Raw genomic sequence first — 16,993 nt, 5'->3', positions numbered from 1 at the left:
GTACGTTCGGGCATAGTTTTTATTTATCTACTAAACGGAATAAACCTTGATCTAAAGCAATAGCAACAGCTTCTGCACGAGAGTTAACACCAAGTTTATTGTAAATATTGGTTAAATGGGCTTTAACAGTACGTTCAGCAATCCCCATATCAAAAGCAATTGCTTTGCTTTTATAACCTTTAGCAACTGCTTGTAATATAAATAATTCTTTCTCTGTTAAAGGATTAATTTGGTGAGTATGATTATTAAATTTTTTCTCCTTGAATTTTAATAGTTTTTCCATTAACTCAGGCTGTAAAAGAGTTTCACCCCTGATTGCAGATTCTAAAGTTCTAAATAAATTTTCTCTACTTGTATCTTTTAATAAAAACCCTTTGGCCCCTAACTCCATTCCTGTAACCATTAATTCATCTTCATTATATGTAGTTAATATAATTACCGGAATAGTTATACCTTGTTTATTCATTATTTTTAAAGTATCTAATCCACTCATTACAGGCATATTTAAGTCCAGTAAAATAATGTCTGGTTTTGCATTATCAATCAATTCCAATGCATCTTTTCCATTATCTGCTTCACCTATAACCTGAAACAAATCATTGGTCTCTAAAATTAATTTTAACCCTTCCCTAACAACTAAATGATCATCAACAATTAATATTTTATATTTCAAATGTTATGCCCCCCTTTATCAAATAGGAACCGTTATAAACAATTTTGTCCCTTTTCCCGGCATACTTTCTATTGTTAATCCGCCTCCAACTAACCTTATACGTTCCTGTAAGCCTAAAAGTCCAAATTTACCAGTTTGTTTTCCTATATTTTTTATAGAAAAACCAATTCCGTTATCAGAAACTTCCATATATATCTTTCCATCTTTTTGTTCAATCTTAATCTTTACTTTTCTTGCTTGAGAATGTTTCATTATATTGGTTAGGGATTCACGGATTATATATATACCATATTCCATTGATAAATTAGACAAAGAATGAATGGGTTTAATTTCCTGTTCTACATCTATACCTGTTATTTCTTCAAATTTTTTTATTTCATCTAATACAGCGGAATGGAAATCCATATACTCTAATGTCTCTGTTCTCAAATTATCAATCACTGTTCTTGCATCCTTTAACGTTTCTCTTGCCTGTTGCATCGAACTAACGATAATTTCATTCGATCTAGATATATTGCCATTTTTTATATGTACGTTTACGGCTTCTAATTGCATAATTAGTCCTGCCAAACCTTGGGCTAATGTGTCGTGTAAATCTCTAGCCATTCGTTGTCTTTCATTTGATAAAGTTAGTTCCTCCACTTTTTGGTATGCCAGTTCTAACTGTTGTAAATAAAACTCCATACGCTCTCTTGCACTTACTTGCCGGTTATAACTAATCGTATAGACAATGACTATCAGTAAAATTAAGAAGAATATGGGAATAAAAATTGGCAGCTCACTTGCCCCATAATTTATTGTAATAGCAATGCAATATAAACCATAAGATAACATAAAAAATAATATAACTTTTAGTTTATTTTTTAGAATAATAATACTTTGGGCTATTAATACTGGTAGTAAACCAATTAATACAGTGGGAGATCCATTAGGTAATATAAAAGCTGAAATAAACAATATACACTCCTGCGCCAAAAAGTAAAACCAATAATTACTATTACTAAATAAACTTGATATAAAATATAAGAATGCATGTGTTACTAAAATAAAACTAAAAATTAAACTTAGGGCAAACATGGGGTGTTGTATATTTTGCATTATTAAAGCCCCTATATACATCAAAAAAATCCAAAAAATAATTGGTATTTTCGAAAATATTATTACTTCGCTTTGTTTATGATATAACGATTCATTATATGTCTTAAATTTATTCATTACTTACACCACCTTACTACTATTTTATATTATCCATTTATTTTATTAACTGTCCGTTAGTACATGCCCTAAAGGGCAACAACTCAATAACTCAGAAATGTTAACCAAATTATAAATTTAACAAAAACAGCTGCCAGATAAAGTTTCACGTTGGAAAAAGTATATCATGAAGATTTTCATTAAAATTGTGAAGAAATATACTTAAATTAAACTGCCCCTTTAGTCGAATAAGAAAAAGCCACCAAATTGGCAGCTGGATCTTAAACTGTTGCCCCCGTTACTTCGCTGGCGGCTCCCTCTTAGCATGACTTGAATCGTACGGCCATTCAGATCCTTCACTTCTCTCCCAGATTCCAGGACTGGAGCCGAATGAACAGAAGTAGGATCGTTGCATCAGCGAGTATACCTGAACTAGCTTCGTTCATTTTGATTTTACTTTAATGAAACTTCTTTTTAACAAAGTCAATGAGTCGGGACTTTAATGCGTCCCCCTGATCTCCCCTATGGTACATATCTGTTCCGTGATAACCGCTCTCATCCACAATTAGCTCTTTATCAGTTGCTCCAGATGCTTGATATAATTTGCGTACTTCTTTTTCAATTGAGCCTCCATAATCACCAGGCGAAAAAACAAACAAGGATGGCGCTTTAATCTTTTTGACACTTGGAATTGCATCAAGTGGCCCACATTGTGCAGGAGAAGAAAGAATAATTAGCCCCACAATAGGCAGCTCTTGACGAACGCCTGCAATGATTGCTGTACTACCGCCACATGATGCGCCTGCCAAAAATACTTTTTTTGCACCCAATCGTTTGAGTTCGTTTAAGGCTGCATCTGCATCACGATCTATATTTTGATTATCCTCTTGGAATTTCTGTGAGGCACCGTGATTACGATATTCAGGAATAACGACTAGATATCCACTGTCTGCCAGTCCAGTCCCCATGTCAAGAAAAGAGCAGATGTTATAACCTTGCTCGTGTGCAAGTAGGACTCCTTTATCTCCGCTACCAAGCACAAGTGCCGACAGATACACCCCATCACTGGTTTTCAATGTAGTTGCTTTTTCACGTAGCTCATCTGGAACACAACTATTCACAAGATGGCCGTTAGAAGACCTAACCGTTCGATCCGACCAGGCAGGATCATACTCAACCGGTGGGTTTGATGGTATGTTCGTAACTTCGGCAAGTGGTGTTTCATTTACAGTCTCGGTTATAGAGTCTGTATCTTGAGATTGATTGGATAAAGAATGATCTTTATTTGGAGATACAGGCATTTTTGTGTTGCAACCTGTAACTGTTACTAATAAAATGAGCAATACAACTCCCATCTTTGTTTCTTTAAAAGATACATTCATAGATTATCTATACCTCCAACTATTCTTAATCAAGTATTTATTTGTAAGATTTCCTCCACTAAAGGGCATATTAATTTAAAAAAAATCCTGTAAAAATCAGGATTTTAATTAATCTTTTTATAAAACTCCAACTAAGTCTCAGTGTTGAGATGGGAGGTCTGCTACATTTATACTTTTAAAAGTACTATGTTGTGATGGTAAATCTGCCATCTTTATAGTTTTAAAGGTACTGTGTTGTGATGGTAGATCTGCTGTTTCTACTTTCTGAATACCGGATGCAACAAAGCCTAATAATCCAAGAGATAATAATGATACACCAATAATTTTTTTCATAAATTTTCCCTCCATTTTTTATATGTAAATATTACCATTCCCTTAATAAATGTTCTAATTCTTTTTTAACCAAATCAACATATTCACTGTTATTTTGAAGTTCAAATATATTTATAGATTTATTAATATATTCTATTCCCTTTTCTTTATCTCCAATTTTTATATAATTTTCACCAGTTTGATAGTATAATTCTCCAAATAAATACAATTGTTCATAATTTCTACAAACAGTTATACCTTCAAGACAATACATTAATGAGTCTTCATATCTCTTTAATCTAGTTAACAATTGAGATAATGCATAAAGGACTTTAAGTGTTACCCTAGAATCTATAATATGGGGAAGTTGTTTTAAGTAGTTATAAGCATCTATAAATAAATCTAAAGCAATACTATAATTAAGATCGTCTTTTTCTATAATTGCGATACTTGTAAGAATTTCAATTTCGCGTTCGGTTAAGTTTTTTCTTAGTGGATTGGTTATATCGATTGCTTGATTTAAAATTGATATTGCTTTACATTTATTACGTTTTAGATAAAAAATACAGATGCCTTCATGCCATACTAGATATTGTCGATTCAGTCTATTTAAGAAAGCTGGATTCTCTTTTTCATTGATTATAATATTGTATATCTCTTTATAATTTCTTTTTCTTTTGTACTTTTCAATTAAATTGATAATACTTATTGAATAATCAAAACCACCACTTGATGATAAATTAAAAAAGTAATTTATATCTACATTTAACTTTTCAGCGAATTTATTGAGTTGTTCAATAGTTGGATATTTTTTATTGGACTGAAAAAGCAGCATATCCTCAACTGAACATATGTTTTTTACCAATTCCTCAACTGATACACCTTTATATTTCATTAAAACGTCAATTACTTCTCCCAAATTTAAATGTGTCATTGTCAATTGAGCTAGCTCTCCCCTCTCTTTATAAATCATTATAGTTCAAACTTACTATTATTCAAACAAAATGTAGAAATTTCGTGGTCAATGGTAACATTTTTATAAACAATGTTGTAAAAAAAGACAGATCCTATATTAGGTCTGCCGTTTTGTTTAATAATATCTATAAAAATTTAATAAAAGATGGAATTCTTAAAAGGTTATTTGAAGTGAAATTCCTGAATTTAATTTCACATTTTATCTTGGGTTCAAAATAGATATATTTTTCATTTTCTCTGATTTTTAGTTTGTCTTGAATTTGGTATATTTTCTTTCTTGCTGCAGGTGGAACAAACTCCATAACTCCCACAGGACGTATATCATTCGCTTCTTCTATTCCTAAGAGCCAGCCAAATTCTTGTTTTCTACTTCCTAATATATAACAATTTGTATATTTATAATTGATAAGTTTTAACCAACTAAATGATCGTTTATTTATATGATATTTTGTATCTTTTTCAATATCTTTAAAAACAATTCCTTCCAAATCATTTTCCTTTATAGCTTTGAAATAGCTTGTACCATTACCAATCATATATTTAACACTGGTTATTTTTTGACTTTTAGGAAGTATATCTTGTAATATCTCTTTTCTTTTTAATATATGAAGACTAGTTAATTTCTTATAATTATAGTAAAGGATATCGAAGGCAAAAAGAACTGGCTGATATTCACTATTATTTGATTGAAAAACATGTAGCACTTTTTCAAAATCCGGTTTTCCCTTGTCATCAGTAACAATAATTTCCGTATCAATAATGGTTCCATCTGGAATTTCTAAATCTAAAAAGTATTTAGCAAATCTATAAGTAACATCATTATTATGTCTTGTATAAAATCTTAAAGAATTGTTCCATTTAGATACTATTAACCTTATCCCATCAGCCTTTAATTCAACCAGGTATTGGTCATTACTATCTGCGAAAGGCTCATCTATTTTGTGAAGTAACATCGGGGATTGATACATACTCTCACCTCTATAAGACTATTGTACCAGTCGTATGAAGTGAATTCCTTAGTGAAATAATGGGATATAATAGGTTGTTATTAACGCTTTAGTCGAAACACCAGCAAAGGTTGTCTATATTCCCATTCACTGAGAGCGATATATCAATCTTTTTATTGAAAAATATTGACAAACTATTAGCTGGTTTAGTTTAAAAAACAGGATATAATCAAACTTTATTATAAATTAACAATATTTATTTTAAATAATCAAACTTTGTTTTAAATGATCAATCTTTTTAATAAAACTATAATTAATTATAAAAATTTCAAAAAGTTAGGAGGATTGCGGGGGATGTTATAGAATTATTTAATTCGTTACATCAAACTTTTTTCAAGGGGGTGGATAGGTATGGGTAATTTGCTATGGTGGCTTCTTCGTTAATTGTTGTTTCTGTTGGCTTAACAGTATTCAGATGCATCGACTGTAATAAGATATAAGATTAGTTATTCATGACTTTTACAGGCAACCAGCATAAACTCCCCAAAAACATTGATATTATCGTGCTTTTGAGGAGTTTTTTATATGTAGTAACATCTTTATTTGCAAAGAATCATATTTATTGTTCTTAGAAATAATTATAAAGGCTGTTTTCTAAAAGATTGTTGTTTTTAAGCATAAATAAACGTCAGTGAATGTGGGAACATACGTTTGTTGATATATAGTTATATGTTATACTAATCTTAATTAACATAGAAATGGGGGGAATTAAAAATGCGTGAAGAAACAAACATAATTAGTGGTTTTAGCAAATATTCATCTTGGTTAAACACATTAGAAGATTTGGATGAAACATTGTGGTCTAAACCCATGGCCAAAGGTAAATGGTCTGTAAGTGAAGTAATAGCTCATATTATAAATTGGGATAATCACCTTTTATCCGAAGTTATCCCATCAGTACGGAACGAAAAGGGAATGGAGTTTCCTGATTTTGATACCCATAATAAAAAAGCATCTGATTACGCAAAATCAGGCATAACACAATCAAAACTGCTTAAAGAAGCAAAAGATACAAGGGAACTGCTTGTGAAAGAACTTAACGAACTGCCAACCGAAAAGTTAAGCAAACCATTAACTGCAAACGGTGTAACTCATTGTCCACATACTGGGACACCATACTCACTTATATATATTACCAAGGAATTTACAGACCACGATAATCACCATAAAGGACAAATTATACGATTCCTAAAGGAAAACAACTTGGACTAATTCAAGTTGTTTTTTATGCACTTCTTAGCATTTCAACAGTTGTACAATTAGATTTTTGACACGCTGAAATTAGCATTTGTTCTACTTTAATATTACGTTTCAGCGAATTAGTAACGATAAAGCGTGTTTGGAATTGATGTTTGATGGGTCCATTTCTTCTTTTTATTAACAATCGACTAAAAGAATTCTTAATAACATATAAAAAGATCTTGTTTATTTCATAATAAACTACTCTTCCTCGTTTATTATATCTATAAGCTCATCCATAGAAGAACATTCAAAGTAATTAATTAATTTTTCTATATGTTCTATTCGTACTGTTATAACTTCATTTCGGCATAAATTATTAAAAGTGTCTTGGCGTATATCCAGTTCCTTGGCAATAGCACGTCTCGAAAGACCCCTTTTTTTTCTTAGTTCATCAATTTTAAAATAAATCATTTCCAACACCTTTTATTTATATTTTTGCTTATTATACCAAAAATGAATTGAATAACGAGATACTTTCCAAAATTAATTGACACGAATTTCGGTTCAATATATATTAGTATAAAATGATTGGTGGTGTATAATTATGGATGTCATTTTATTTAGAGATAATTTAGGAAATATGCGCAGCAATATTCCACATCATATAAAGAAAAAAAATGTTCCTTTTGAATGGGGAAATATGACTGATGGATCCATTGAATTAGCATTAAATATACTAAATATATTTTGTGATGAGTTAACAAGCAATCGACTATACAAAAAATTCATTACTGATGTACTTGCTAAGGTACCTTTCGGTGGGGAAATTATTAAAGGTAATGAGATAGAGGCATGGATAGCTGATAACCAATTAATAGAAAGAGAGAGAGAGCAAAAATCTTTTATCATAGCAGTTTATAGACAGGAGATTAATAAAAATCAAATTCATATCGTTGAAGCTTATACCGAAAAGGAATCGATTATTCGGGCCTGTGAATATTATGAAACAAATGAGTACATTCAATCAATGGTCGATCAACTTGAAAAATTAAGATTTGACGATATATGTGAGTATTATTGGAATCGGCAAATTTCATTTTCCGATCCACAGGTTATTAATAAAAGTAGAATATCTTAAAAAAGAACTAATATGAGGTGAAGAATTATGTACAGATAGTGTTTAAAATATCCCGAAGATATATCCTATAGAACTATACTCTATCTAATCATAAAAAAATAGGTACCTAATAAGGTAACTCTAAGATAAGTTTGTTATCTATTTTTTGATTTTACCATTCTATATATTTCTCTAAATCCCCAAGCGCCTAGTGTAGCGCATACTACTAATATCACTAATACAATTAAAATACCACTCAAAGTTTCCACGCCATATCCCCCTCTTATTCGCTTTTTAACCAAAATATACATTTTTCGATTATTAGGGATTCTTTGCCCGAATCGGAATCAATCTCCTCAAATATAAAAATATTGGAATTTCCCCTTGTGATAGTCAGATTATGAAGCAATAATTTGTTAAATAAATAAAAAGTGAAGGTTAGATTTTTCTTTAATAACCTTCACTTTATTTTATATCAGAAAAGGATGATTTTTTTTATGATATTTCTAAAGGCTAATAGTTTAGCAATATTGGGAACTTTAATTATGTTGGGTTATCTTTATTGGATTTTTCGTTATATTTTTCATTTATGAAATATGGCTATGCAAGAGTTTCGACGATTCATCAAGATTTAGAAGCACAAATAAAAACTGTCAATTAAGGGAAAACTTATGGTTATTAATTGTAAAAAATATATATGATAGAATAAAAAGATATATTTCTATTCGGAAATTTTTTAGAAGGGGATTCTTAATATGAATAAAAAAAAGAAGATAACGTTGGCTTTAATAACAATTTCAATAGTAATAGTAGTTTCTATACCACTTATTTATTTTTGTTTTAAAACAAATTCATCAAATCCTGAAAATGCTGAATCCTTTAATATTGATAGTGAACTATTATCAAAATCAGTAAATGTTCTTACCGACGAACAAAAAATTAAAATAAGTCGATATTTTATCGTCAAAGAGCTGTCCTTATTTAAAGAAGACACAGATGTATCTGATAAAGTAGCAAAGGAGATTTTTACAAATTCGTATAAAGATGTGGGTAAACATAAATTAAGGAGAAATATCGAAACAGATCGTTTCACTGATCTTGAATTTAATTTTAGTGATGAAAAATTATCCAATTTCAGCGATGAAGATTTTACATATTCAGGTAATGTAATTATATTTGGCCATAATTTAAATAATAATGATGAAAAAACAAGTATGAATTTAGATTACATACTGAATATCGTGAATGAAAATGGTGTATTAAAAATTAACAAACTTACTAAAAATATAATTAAATGACTCCAATTTTTTGTACACAAGATAAGAAAATCTGCCTTTGAATTATCAGGAAGATTTTCTTATCTTGTGTTATATTTCTTTAATTGACGTTCTTGTCCTTAATCAAATGAATTTATTGCTGTTATGATATGACCTATTTTATCAAAATTAGGAGAATCTTTATTGATCTTTTTTTAATTCTTTATCTAGGTAATTAAGAATTTCATCATATTTTTCATTTTACTTTTCATTCAGTCAAAAAAGAAAAAAATGCATAGAAATATAATTTTCATAAAAAGGACTATCTTTAAAGGTAATTAATAACCTTGCTTTAAGGTAGAACCTTTTTTCTTTTTGGCTCTTATCAGGGGACTTTTTGAGATTCCCGTTAAGTCCTCCACTTGCTTATATGAATGGGTTTCTAACAGTCCTAAAGCGTGTTCTATTTGCTTTTTTCCATACTTTCTTGGTCTACCTTCTCTAAAGTCTTCACGCAGTTTAGCAATGGCTTTACCTTCCTGGGTTCGTTCCACGATCATATCCCTTTCAAATTCTGCTTTTATTAGATTTATTCCAGTTCTTTTGTTAGCCCAAACAAAAGTGGACACATATGATTGAATGAATGGAGCACCGAAGAGGCGAATAATAAGACTTTGTAAAGTTGTGCTTTATAAAGTTATAAAAAAAGAAAACATGAAAATGATTCTATATATGGAAAAAGGATGTATATTATACTAAGATGGAATTATGAAATTTTAATAGCTATAGGGGTGTATATATGAAGTTACTAAGGCAGGGTTTATTATTTGGTATACTAATGTTTATTGTCTTCATAATATGGGATTATATAAAAGAAAGTGCAATTGATTGGTCTGATAACCTTTTTAAGGCTATAATTTTTGCAGTAGTTCACATCCTAATTTCAGCTTTAATGAATAAAAATGAGAAAACAAACTAAGAAGTCAAGTCCTCGAAACAATTAAAATCCTTAACCCACAAAATAAGGGGCTAAGGATTTTAATATGGAAAATAATCTAAGAAAATTTTAATTTAAAGTGGCTTGTTTCTCTTATTTTCCCCACCAACCATTTACTTCCCACTGACATTTTCCATAATAATAAACAAGTTGGGCAGCAACGGAGACTGCATTTCCTTTAACACCCATTTTAATAAGTTTAGTAGCTGCTAATTTATACTCACCTTTCACGATATAATTAATTACGGTCGCTATAGCACCTACTGATAAAAATTCTGCAATTCCATTTTTTATCTTTTTATTAATACAGTTGTCTAATTCGGCATTCATAGGAGCTATAACATTCTCACTGTATATTAAATGCTTTAATTCTTCTATTTGTGGATCATAACCATATTGTTCTTCAATTAAATTAAAATCTAACCCTATAAAGTTTCCATTTTCATCTACTATTGTTGCTTCATCAAAAACAAATTCTAGTGTTTTAGCCATTTCCTCTATTTCTTGTTCTTCAGAAATTTGGAATTCTTGAGCGTTTGCAATACCGACAAAAGAAGTCATAAACAAAGCAAGAACTAAAGTCGTAATAAAAGTGTTTTTTAATGTTTTCTTCATGTTTTTCCCCTCTTCTTTCTAAAATATTGTATGCGCATACAATACAAATTATGACATAAAAGTATAATATTTTCAAATTATTTACACTAAAGTAAAAAATAAGAAAAGATGCGCCGTTTTAAAAAGCGAGGTAGAGGAGTATACACAACACTCATTAAATACATGAAGGACTACCTTGTATACAATCAATATTTTTTAAATTATAAAGGGATACCTAAAAAAAATTTCTTATTTTAGTGTTGAAAAATACAGGCTTCAAAAAGATTTCTGTGGTGCCAGCGTTGCACCAATTTTTTTGTAGTTTTTTAATGAGGTCAGCTGTGAGAATTTTTCTTTCGTTTAAACTTAAAATCAAGCTATTGCTTGCTTGCAATAAGAGGATATAATCCTCATTTGGAGACTGGTTAGATGGGAATGTGAAGTTTAAAATTACTGCATCAAAAATGAAATCGCCAAGAAAGGAAATTCGGTATAAATATCTATTTTGTCTCTTGAAATCATCCTCACAAGATAATAACATTGAAGATTTCAAAAATTAATCAGATAAAAGTTAGCCCCTCTCGACTGAGAAGGGTTTTTTCTGTTGATACTATCACTTTTTAACATTTAATTATCTATAACTGGCCAAAATTTTTTAATACCCATTACTTAGGATTAGGATTATTCTTTATATATTCAACTAGTTTTTCAAAAGAGGTGGTTTGATATTTTAAATCTTTACTGTCAAATAAAAAATAATTAGGTTTACCATCTTCTATTTTTAAGAAAGGTGCCTCTTTTTTTGCATCTTGATAATCTGTATTACTTTCCATTCTAAAAATAGAATTCATAGTTTCTTTATCCAATTTATTTGATACTTGACCATCACCTATTACATATACAGAATATTTTCCTTTTTGCTCAGACACCATTTTGTATTCTTGTGCCTTATTACTGCATCCAATAATCCCCATTGATATTGAAAACAATATTATTCCAAGTAGACATAGTTTCTTCATAACTATTCCCCACCCTTGAAGTTTTTCTTTGTTCAGTTGTTGTTTTCAAACTTAAATAACTTAATTAAATTAGCAATTTCTTGATATTTATCTTACAATAATATATTCTTCAAAAAAGTGGAAAACCCTCTGAAAAATGGTATTTTAAAAAATATTTACTAAAAAAAGTAAGAGCCACTTCGAATCATATATAACTACTTTACAAATAAGATTAACCCCTCTAAATGGAATGGCACTTTTTTCAGTTAGCTTTATTTTACTCTCAATACTTATCCCACATAAATTGTGTAATTTGCATCAAGACCATTCCAATCACGTATCTGCTGAATAGTGCTATATTTGTTTCTTCTGTTGATTTCTATGATTTTCAAATGACTGAAAAATTTCATCTATATCATTTTCATCAATTAAACTGAATAAATCTTCAAATTTTGAGGATTCTATTTCAAGACAAATTTTGTGATGTCTTTGGTAACAGTTGCAATACAATGCTGCCTCATTATCAATATTAGAAATAGCGCACTCCTTTTTACCATAGTCACATTCATGCCAATTAGAGCAACAGGAGAATCCTTTTTTAGAAAAACCAAGTGGAGTAAAGCCCTGTCTTGTATCTATTGATTTATTATTCATTTCTATTCCTCCATAATAAGAAGGTACCTTGTTTACAAAGAGTTACCTCCTAATAATTTTTTAATTATAAAATGCCTGATCCTAAAATTATTAAGCCAAAATGATAAGAGATTAATAAATTCATTTTAAAAAGGACAAAAAGTAGACTCTTCTAAAATATTTTTTAAGACAAAGACTGCAACAGGATTCGCATTGTTTGAAACAACCCATTCTAGTTCATTAAGCATTTCAACTTCCCACGAACCATTGAGATTCTTAAATCGATATAAAGACTTTAATTTTAAATAATACACGTCTCCATCCTGATACAGATCCTCTATATTTAATTGAATGGAAATACGTTTATTTTTCTCTACAGCAAAATGGTTTAAACCCACTTTTTCTAATCCGTGAAATAATTTCAATTCAATTACCACCTTTTATTTTTTATAAAAAAAGGGTTGCCATATTAAGGCATCCCTCTGTTTTTAGTAATCACATAGCAAAGTCAAACAAAGATAATCCATCATAAAGATCCTCTTTTTTAGAAGAACGTTTATTCTTGGATTTACTAATCTGTTCAACTTTTGCTTTTGATTCAATTTTCTCTTTTTTCTTTGTCTCCATCACTTCAATGGCTTCAATCGCAGCGTAATCATCCTCGGTAAATGTATCAAAGTTAGCGAAAATATCATCTATTAACTCATCAGAAACACTATCAAATAATGCCTCCAAATCATCAGTAATGTTATCTTCAACGACCGGTTCGATATATCCGCAGAGATTTTTAGTTTCTTGGGTTAACTTTGCAAAGGCTTCAGTAATCTTTTGCTGAAATTCCTCTTCAGAAACCAATTCAAGATTACTATCTAAATCTTTCTGTGCAGCCTGCTCCCAAGCATTTGCGATTTCACTAGATTCGAGCATCTTGCTTAAATCATTTGTTAATGACGATGAAGAAGTATCAGCATATTTGGCAAGCGCATCAGAACGTTCAATAGCTCCTTCTACTAGTAAAGCTGATACACGTCGTGACATTAATCTCTGGAACTGTGCCATTTGCTGTGTCTTATCATTAACCAGATATAATACTTCACAATGAAGATGTTGGCCAAGTCTATGAGATCGTTTAGCAGCTTGCCTCACTGTGTTAATATCATCATTCATTTGCCAAAATATAATGGTTGGGAAAGCTAATAAATCAAGGCCTACTTCCACCAATCTTTGGTTTGTGATGATAACTTTAGTTCCCTTTTTAGTTTGATCCTCTAACCAGTCAAATCGTTGATCGGCACTTATTTTTCCATCCAAAATAACAGGATCTACCCCATTTCGCTTTAAAACCATTTGTATTCTTTGGTTTGTACGATACTCTTGAGTATAGTTTGTATAAATGATTACTCGACGATTTTGGGCTAGTCTTTGTAAAACAAGCTCAACCAATTTACGTTCTTTGGCTGTTTCATATTCTGGTGGAAATGCAGGAGCTTTTACACTATATAATGTTTCACCCATCTTATTTTCAAAGGAAACTGTCATACCCAGTGTAGGTTGATCAGCGTAATTTAAAACAGAAGGATTAAACTTACTCCATGCCGCAGTTCCTAAATCATTTTGCAAAGTCTGACAAGCAATGTACATACTGCTATGAAATTTTTGATATTCATCAAAATGATCATCATCTAAAGAGACAACTATAGGCTTTTCCTCTAACGTAATCATAGGAATCTGTAATTCTGATACATCCATAAATATAGATTTATCCAGTAGATGGTTGGCTACTAACTCAGGTGAAATACCTGGTTTTTCTTTAACAATGACATTTTCCTTTTGTCGGTTTGTTGTTACCCCTACTTGTTTCATATCTGTATCAAGTTTTTTAACCTTTTCTATAACGCCATAACGTTGAGCCCAAGTTTCAGTAGTTGTCTTATGAGAGAAACCCATATTTATTAATTCTTTCGGGAATACGCGCCATAAAACAGCGTGAATACTAGAACTTGCTCCGTTAGTTAAAGTTCCTGTTAAGAAAAGTGACTTTCTACAAGATTTTAAAATTTTATGGAATGCTAGACCACGACCACTACCTTGTGCTTTCATTTGGTGGATTTCATCAAATATACCTAAATGAAAATGCTTTGGTAGCATACGTTGAAATAGTTGAGCAATCATCCAGCGATTTCCATATTTACTTTCTCCTAACTTTTTAATAGCAGGCCGAGCAAGAGAACAGTTACTTTTCTCACTAGTATAATCAGCTTGAAAGGAACGAACTTCTGGTTTCCACTTCTTCACATATCCAATAGGTAAGCCATGTGGATCAAGTAGTCCATTTTTTCTAGCCTCTTGAATCTCTGCTAAAGTTGGTGGGTTTGATGGTTTTTCAATAACATCCTTCCACCCCGCAAGAACTCCTGCCTTTCTATCTTCCTGTTTTTCTCTAGGTGATTGTAAAGCAGCACCAGTGTCAGGATTGACCCAATGGAAATGATATGGATTCCATTTAGCGCCTAAAACAAAACCAAATGAATGTAATTTCATCCTGTCTGTAGATACAAGAATGAAATGTATTTTTCCTTTTGGAATTCTCCATCCTGATTTAACAAATTGAATGTAAGAAAGGGCATCCTCAGTACTATTCAAAATAGTAACAATTTGTTTGGATTTTTTGTATTCAGCCCATAATTTATATTCTTTTCTGTTTTTTGAATGCTGAAATTTATCTACCTTTGATAGCAATGAAGGTTCAAGGATACAGGTTGATCCAAGAGCCTTTGGTATTTCACTTGTGGCCCACTTCGGTATAACATTAGAAGGTCCAACAATTAGACAACGAAAACCATCGTTTGCTCCACTTTCTTCTCGTTGACGAGCTTTTACATGAGCAGCAGTTAAAGACATTTGGGTTTATAGTGATAGGTAAGAATCATCCTCGGCAGTCCGTTAGGAGTTCTTTTCCCCCACTTCACACCGAACGTGAAAGTTTCCCTTCATTCGGCGTTCCATCAATCTCATTATTATTAGGTTTATAGGTTTGTTTATTTAATTCAAAAAACTTAATTACCTTTTGATACTTCCTATCTAGATAGATGGTAGCATTTGCATAGACTTTCGTTAGAAAGGGAATGGTATATTCTTTTTTATTTATCAGATAACCATATGCTTTTCCGTGTGTTCTGAAAGTTTTAATTGGCAAATTCCATCTCTTAATCAGTTCAGAAAGAAACTCCTTAGTTCCAAGAATTTCAATCATACAACTTCTGTACTTATTGGTTATTGAACCATCACCATCTATATAACCTCTAATAAAGTGATGTTGTAATTCTTTTGGAACAATAGTTTCATCTGGAAAATTAATAGTTAAAGATTTTTTTGGAGTACAACCAAGATCTATTAAATCAGAAACAATTTTTTTATTATAAATGTGGATTACATTTGCTAAATAAGTTTTATTATTCAAATGGATTGTCTTGTTCTTTATCGGTACATCAGTATTGAGAAAAGTTTTTAATTTTTCTAGATGTCTTTTATCTCCCTTTTGCAGGGTTACTTCAAGAACATAACGATCACCACTTGTAACGGAACCATCAGCATATAAAAATCCTAACCAATATGCTTTTTCTTCAGAGTCTATGATTTTGAATATATTTTCATTGTAGGTATATTTCTTACCATTTTGATTAGAGGAATACCCTTTCCTGGTTAAATATTGAATGAATTTAGTAGCATCTAAACTTAAGAGCTTACAAATTTTTGTTCTAGGTACTCCATGCAAGAATAGGAGTTCTCCTTCTTGCAACTTCTTCTTAAATTGAATTTGTTTTTCTAAATTAGGTTGTTGTGAACTTACAATGATATAATCTCTTTCTTTTAACCATAGACTTAAAGACTTTTCACATATTTTTAATTGTTTACTAATAGATTTGATACTCATACCTTGTTGGTATAATTCTTCTCCCTTCCTATATAAAGGCGTTTTATCGTAGCCCGAATTTCCTGTACGAGCATCGATTCTATACCCCTTTTCCTTTAATATGAGAGATAGCTTTTTTCTATTAATTCCTGTTTGTCGTTCTATTTCTCTTAAAGACACACCTTCAAGAAATAATTGCTCTGCTATTTGCATATTGCCTCTCAATATTACAAACCTAATAACATGTGATGAATTGACTGTGCCCCTTCACTCCATCGGCATTACCCGACTTCATCATTACTACAGGCTGCTGTCCTTTGAGTTCAACAGTCATTTCCTACTGTTTAGAGATATCGTAGTACATCCTACTTAACAATTTCTCTCAAAGTTCCGACGTTCCTTGTATCCTAGCTTTCAATCATTCCCTTAGCTTTTTTCTAAGACAAATCGCCATTCTTTTGCCTTTAAGTTGGTTGACGAAGAACACTGAAAAAAACAGTATAGTAATTGATCAGGGAATTACAATTACTACGACAAATTTATCTCTAAGAAAATTCCTGTTCGTAAGCATAGAAATGTTATAGCCCCCCGCCTTAATAAGACGACTTCACCGAGCTTTACACTTATTCTTTGATGTAATGAATAAGCATATCGGATATTAGAGTATGACCGCCAACACAATCATAAGTAGGTACTGCCCCTACCAATTCAGATACAAAGTTAGATTAATTATAATAACCCTTTAGTCTTGTCACACGTT

At 31.0% G+C, this 16,993-nt stretch carries 17 protein-coding genes and 1 pseudogene; 4 read left to right on the top strand and 14 right to left on the bottom strand.

Annotated elements, in window-relative coordinates; genetic code table 11:
• Window positions 1–19 precede the first annotated feature (19 nt).
• The 6 genes from NST63_RS27145 to NST63_RS27120 form a co-directional block, all read right to left on the bottom strand.
• Window positions 20–673, bottom strand: coding sequence for a response regulator transcription factor (locus NST63_RS27145; RefSeq protein ID WP_341044311.1), 654 nt, complete (start codon window positions 671–673; stop codon window positions 20–22).
• Window positions 674–691: 18 nt separating this feature from the next.
• On the bottom strand, window positions 692–1,888 hold the full coding sequence (locus tag NST63_RS27140; RefSeq protein WP_341044310.1) for a sensor histidine kinase: 1,197 nt from the start codon (window positions 1,886–1,888) through the stop codon (window positions 692–694).
• Window positions 1,889–2,325: 437 nt separating this feature from the next.
• Window positions 2,326–3,249 carry an alpha/beta hydrolase gene (locus NST63_RS27135; protein ID WP_341044308.1) on the bottom strand — a complete coding sequence of 308 codons (924 nt, stop codon included), beginning with the start codon at window positions 3,247–3,249 and terminating at the stop codon, window positions 2,326–2,328.
• A 138-nt stretch (window positions 3,250–3,387) separates the two neighbouring features.
• Window positions 3,388–3,582 (bottom strand): hypothetical protein, encoded by a 195-nt coding sequence (locus NST63_RS27130; protein ID WP_180212629.1) that lies wholly within the window; start codon window positions 3,580–3,582, stop codon window positions 3,388–3,390.
• Window positions 3,583–3,613: 31 nt separating this feature from the next.
• The gene (locus NST63_RS27125) at window positions 3,614–4,495 is read right to left on the bottom strand and encodes a helix-turn-helix domain-containing protein (protein ID WP_242598337.1); all 882 of its coding nucleotides are present in this window, start codon (window positions 4,493–4,495) and stop codon (window positions 3,614–3,616) included.
• A gap of 166 nt (window positions 4,496–4,661) precedes the next feature.
• Window positions 4,662–5,504, bottom strand: a complete 843-nt coding sequence (locus NST63_RS27120) for an ATP-dependent DNA ligase (protein WP_180212627.1) — start codon at window positions 5,502–5,504, stop codon at window positions 4,662–4,664.
• A 753-nt stretch (window positions 5,505–6,257) separates the two neighbouring features.
• Here NST63_RS27120 and NST63_RS27115 point away from each other — a divergent pair.
• A complete protein-coding gene (locus NST63_RS27115; protein WP_180212626.1) occupies window positions 6,258–6,755 on the top strand; it encodes a DinB family protein in 498 nt (165 codons plus the stop codon).
• A 228-nt stretch (window positions 6,756–6,983) separates the two neighbouring features.
• Here the strand turns inward: NST63_RS27115 and NST63_RS27110 are convergent, their stop codons facing one another.
• Window positions 6,984–7,196: a helix-turn-helix domain-containing protein gene (locus NST63_RS27110; protein WP_058005799.1), complete on the bottom strand. Its 213-nt coding sequence runs from the start codon at window positions 7,194–7,196 to the stop codon at window positions 6,984–6,986.
• A gap of 133 nt (window positions 7,197–7,329) precedes the next feature.
• On the opposite strand from NST63_RS27110, the gene NST63_RS27105 reads away from it, so the two are divergent.
• Together NST63_RS27105 and NST63_RS27100 are read left to right on the top strand one after the other, a co-directional pair.
• Window positions 7,330–7,863, top strand: a complete 534-nt coding sequence (locus NST63_RS27105) for a DUF6166 domain-containing protein (RefSeq protein WP_341044307.1) — start codon at window positions 7,330–7,332, stop codon at window positions 7,861–7,863.
• A gap of 734 nt (window positions 7,864–8,597) precedes the next feature.
• On the top strand, window positions 8,598–9,140 hold the full coding sequence (locus tag NST63_RS27100) for a hypothetical protein (protein WP_180212624.1): 543 nt from the start codon (window positions 8,598–8,600) through the stop codon (window positions 9,138–9,140).
• Between the two features lie 296 nt (window positions 9,141–9,436).
• Here the strand turns inward: NST63_RS27100 and NST63_RS27095 are convergent.
• Window positions 9,437–9,676, bottom strand: a pseudogene (locus NST63_RS27095) (recombinase family protein); the annotation flags it as partial.
• Window positions 9,677–9,897: 221 nt separating this feature from the next.
• Here NST63_RS27095 and NST63_RS27090 point away from each other — a divergent pair.
• On the top strand, window positions 9,898–10,077 hold the full coding sequence (locus NST63_RS27090) for a hypothetical protein (protein ID WP_280618049.1): 180 nt from the start codon (window positions 9,898–9,900) through the stop codon (window positions 10,075–10,077).
• Between the two features lie 111 nt (window positions 10,078–10,188).
• Here the strand turns inward: NST63_RS27090 and NST63_RS27085 are convergent, their stop codons facing one another.
• The 6 genes from NST63_RS27085 to NST63_RS27060 all read right to left on the bottom strand — a co-directional run bounded on the left by NST63_RS27085 (window position 10,189) and on the right by NST63_RS27060 (window position 16,446).
• On the bottom strand, window positions 10,189–10,710 hold the full coding sequence (locus tag NST63_RS27085; protein ID WP_180212623.1) for a hypothetical protein: 522 nt from the start codon (window positions 10,708–10,710) through the stop codon (window positions 10,189–10,191).
• 644 nt (window positions 10,711–11,354) lie between these two features.
• A complete protein-coding gene (locus NST63_RS27080) occupies window positions 11,355–11,708 on the bottom strand; it encodes a hypothetical protein (protein ID WP_180212622.1) in 354 nt (117 codons plus the stop codon).
• Window positions 11,709–12,041: 333 nt separating this feature from the next.
• The gene (locus tag NST63_RS27075) at window positions 12,042–12,341 is read right to left on the bottom strand and encodes a hypothetical protein (RefSeq protein WP_180212621.1); all 300 of its coding nucleotides are present in this window, start codon (window positions 12,339–12,341) and stop codon (window positions 12,042–12,044) included.
• A gap of 125 nt (window positions 12,342–12,466) precedes the next feature.
• Window positions 12,467–12,745 carry a hypothetical protein gene (locus NST63_RS27070; RefSeq protein ID WP_180212620.1) on the bottom strand — a complete coding sequence of 93 codons (279 nt, stop codon included), beginning with the start codon at window positions 12,743–12,745 and terminating at the stop codon, window positions 12,467–12,469.
• Window positions 12,746–12,815: 70 nt separating this feature from the next.
• Window positions 12,816–15,221: a helicase-related protein gene (locus NST63_RS27065; protein ID WP_341044306.1), complete on the bottom strand. Its 2,406-nt coding sequence runs from the start codon at window positions 15,219–15,221 to the stop codon at window positions 12,816–12,818.
• Window positions 15,222–15,285: 64 nt separating this feature from the next.
• Complete coding sequence (locus NST63_RS27060) at window positions 15,286–16,446, bottom strand: hypothetical protein (protein WP_180212618.1); 1,161 nt, start codon at window positions 16,444–16,446, stop codon at window positions 15,286–15,288.
• Between the last annotated feature and the right edge of the window lie 547 nt (window positions 16,447–16,993).

It is taken from the genome of Heyndrickxia sp. FSL W8-0496, assembly GCF_038007825.1.
GTDB lineage: Bacteria > Bacillota > Bacilli > Bacillales > Bacillaceae_C > Heyndrickxia > Heyndrickxia oleronia.
Note: the sequence above shows the minus strand (reverse complement) of the source record. Positions and strands in the feature narration are given on the sequence as shown.